Annotated in this window: 1 protein-coding gene; it reads right to left on the reverse strand. The window is 59.6% G+C overall.

Annotated features, from left to right (window positions below; translation table 11 throughout):
• On the reverse strand, positions 1-223 hold a 223-nt coding region (locus EGN72_RS00090), incomplete at both ends, for an EF-Tu/IF-2/RF-3 family GTPase (RefSeq protein WP_255417398.1).

A 223-nucleotide genomic window follows, 5' to 3' on the forward strand; every position in this document is an offset into this window, starting at 1 on the left:
AGCGGGCTTGCACAGAACCTGACCACGCTCGATGCCTTCACGGTCAACACCGCGCAGCAACAGGCCAACGTTGTCACCAGCTTCACCCTGATCCAGCAGCTTGCGGAACATCTCAACGCCCGTGCAAACCGTTTTCTTGGTGTCGCGGATGCCCACGATTTCCATTTCTTCGCCGACCTTGATCACGCCGCGCTCAATACGACCGGTGGCAACAGTGCCGCGG

Origin of the sequence: Pseudorhodobacter sp. E13 (assembly GCF_003991405.1) — a bacterium.
Taxonomy (GTDB): Bacteria; Pseudomonadota; Alphaproteobacteria; order Rhodobacterales; family Rhodobacteraceae; genus Pseudorhodobacter.